We start from the raw sequence: 3,010 nt of genomic DNA, 5'->3' as shown, positions 1-3,010 counted from the left end.
CTCTCGAGGTACGATCTGATATAGTCTATCTGGACATCGAGATCACGTGCAGCACCAAGCGATCGCGTAATGGAACGAACACCTTTTCTGAACCGGTTATAGTCCTTCCCGGAGAAGCAGCAGGCAAATATCGGAAGAGCTGCACGGGTTCGGCGGGAGGCAACACGCATCCGGTGAATGTACTCGATGTCATCTGATTCTCTGACGCCGTCTGCTTCGGCTGTGAGATCCCCCATGAGCTTTTGGAGGATCTCTGCACCAAAAAGGCAGAAACCCTCATCAATCTTCTTCTTGTTCCTTCCACCCATGCCAGACACCTCTGTGTTTGATCAGCCATGCCTGTGAGTTGCATGCACCATCTGGTGCGACAGGTCTGATCTTTTCGTACTTTCCATCGGAGTGAAGCCGCCAGGACTTCACATCATCCTTCAGATGGATCTTCATCACCCGGATTAATGCTCGTTTGATCGCGGCGTCCAGAACCGGGAATAGCACCTCAACCCGTCGCCTCAGATTCCTCTGCATCATGTCAGAACTCCCAAGGAGGACTTCGTCATCACCTCCGTTATGGAAATGATATATCCTTGCATGTTCGAGGAAACGCCCCACAATCGAGGTGATAGTGATATTTTCTGACACGCCGGGGATGCCGGGTCTCAATGCACAGAGTCCACGGACATTGAGATCCATCCGCACTCCCGCACAGGAAGCCCGATATAACCCCGCAATAATATCAGGATCAAGGAGTCCGTTGAGCTTCAATGCAATATACCCGTCTCCATGCTCCTGATGACAGCAGATCTCCCTGTCAATACGATCAAGGATTCCCTGCCTGAGAGTAACAGGGGCAACGAGGAGTTTTCTGTACTCCTCATGGCTGACATATCCGGTGAGAAGGTTGAAGAGTTCGGTAACATCAGCAGCAATCTTTGGATTCGCTGTCAGGTAACCGATATCACCGTAGATTTTCGTGGTGACCGTATTATAATTCCCGGAGCTGAGATGGACATACCGGCAGATCCCATCTGATTCACGCCTGACTATCATACAGAGTTTCGCATGGATCTTGAGCCGCTCATGCCCATAGACCACATGTACACCCTCCTGCTCAAGGGTTCGTGCCCAGGTGATGTTATTCTGCTCATCAAACTTCGCCTTCAGCTCAAGGACGACTGTCACCTGTTTCCCATGCTGGCGCGCCTTCATCAGAATATCAATGATCGGTGAGCCTTTGTCGATACGATAGAAGGTGATCTTGATCGCTAACACATCCCGATCTGTTGCCGCCTGCCTGAGGAGGCGAACAAGTGGGTTGAAACTATCATAGGGATGATAGAAGAAAAAATCTTGGAATCTGATCGCTGCAAAGAGATCGGATTCGGCTGAGAGGGGAATCGGGACAAACGGGATGAACGGTTCATCCAGAAGATCAGGGCGGGCAAGCCCATGCAGCTGCCAGAGGTCCGCATGACCGATGAAACCCGGAACCCCATAGACATCATTCTGCTTCAGACCAAGCCGCTCAGATATGAGAAGGATGAGATCTGTCGGCATCGCAGGATCAACCTCGAGGCGGACAGGAACACCGGTTCTTCTGCATTCCACACTCTCCTCGACCGCCGAAAGGAGATCTGATGCTTCATCGATGACCACTTTGATCTCTGCATCCCTCGTTAACCGGAATCGGTATGACCCTTCCACCCTCATTCCAGGGAAGAGGAGTGCGAGATTATCTGCGACCAGATCCTCAAGCAGAATAAAACGGCCAGTTGATCCCACCGGAATGAACCTGCCAAAGAGTGGAGATGGGATCTTCAGGCGGGCAAAGTAACGCCTCCCCTCAAGAGATCTCAGGACGACTGCAAGATTGATCGAGAGGTTTGATATGAAAGGGAATGGGCGTGCTGCATCGATCGCCATCGGGGTGAGGATCGGATAGATAGTCGTCCTGAAATATTCCCGAAGTATACTCTCCTCATCCACCGTAAGATCAGAGACTGAGATGATCGATATACCGGCTTTTTCAAGACGCGGCATGAGGTACTCCTTCCAGCATATCTCGTAGAGACGGTTCAGTTCATCAACCTCGATCTGTATCTTCCAGAGGAGATCTGATGGCATTGTTCCGTCAGGCGGGAGTTTCCAGACGCCGTCCTTCACCTGATGGCGGAGACCTGAAACCCGCACCATAAAGAACTCATCAAGATTGTTCCCACAGATCGCAAGGAACTTCACCTGTTCGAGGAGGGGGTGCATCTCATCATTCGCCTCTGCCAGCACCCTTCTGTTAAAAGCGAGCCAGGAAAGTTCACGGTTGATATAATATGAAGGGTTGTTGAAATGCTGTTGATCTTCAGAGACCATGCCAGACCCCCCTGTTCTGTACCATCCAGGATTGAGAGTTCAGGGGATCTGAACCGGCATCAACCCTCCGGTAATTCCCTCTTTCATCCATCAGTCTCATCTTCGCCGTATCCTTCAGATGAATCATCAGTATCTTATCAATGACAGCCTGCCTGATCCGTGAATCCTGAATCGGATACAGAATCTCAACCCTGCCATTCAGGTTTCGCGGCATCAGATCAGCAGATCCGATCAACACCTCTTCATCCCCCCCATTTCTGAAGTAATAAATCCGTGTATGTTCAAGGAATCTCCCGACGATTGAGGAGACGGTGATATTCTCTGAAACTCCTGTCATACCGGGTCGGAGACAGCAGATGCCACGCACCTGAAGATGTATTCTGACACCTTCCTGAGAAGCACGATAGAGTGCTGCGATACAGTCGGGGTCAACAAGCGCATTGCACTTAAATACAATATATCCACCTCCACTCTTCCTATGGGACTGGATCTCCCGGTTGATTCTCATGAGAATATCCTCACGCATACGCCCCATCTTCCCATGAGATACAAGGAATGTCCGATACCTGGTCTTTGCCGAATAACCGGTGAGTGCATTAAAGAGATCAGCTGCATCTGATCCGACTTTTGGATCTGCTGTGAAGAT

The 3,010-nt window shown here is 50.5% G+C and carries 2 protein-coding genes and 1 pseudogene; all 3 read right to left on the bottom strand.

Annotated elements, in window-relative coordinates; genetic code table 11:
- A partial coding sequence (locus Q7V06_RS07810; RefSeq protein ID WP_304840291.1) for a CHAD domain-containing protein occupies positions 1 to 308 on the bottom strand: 308 nt, incomplete at its 3' end.
- Positions 280 to 2,364 carry a polyphosphate kinase 1 gene (ppk1, locus tag Q7V06_RS07805; RefSeq protein ID WP_304840289.1) on the bottom strand — a complete coding sequence of 695 codons (2,085 nt, stop codon included), beginning with the start codon at positions 2,362 to 2,364 and terminating at the stop codon, positions 280 to 282. The genes Q7V06_RS07810 and ppk1, both read right to left, overlap by 29 nt.
- Positions 2,354 to 3,010, bottom strand: a pseudogene (locus Q7V06_RS07800) (RNA degradosome polyphosphate kinase); the annotation flags it as partial. The gene ppk1 and the pseudogene Q7V06_RS07800, both read right to left, overlap by 11 nt.

This window comes from Methanocalculus sp., from assembly GCF_030651615.1.
Lineage (GTDB): Archaea > Halobacteriota > Methanomicrobia > Methanomicrobiales > Methanocorpusculaceae > Methanocalculus.
The sequence above is the reverse complement of the archived record's forward strand: the minus strand, read 5'-3'. Positions and strand labels throughout refer to the sequence as shown.

What these genes read in the sequence shown, in the direction of transcription:
- ppk1 (WP_304840289.1), bottom strand. Translation starts at nt 2,364, where the DNA reads ATGGTCTCTGAAGATCAACAGCATTTCAACAACCCTTCATATTATATC.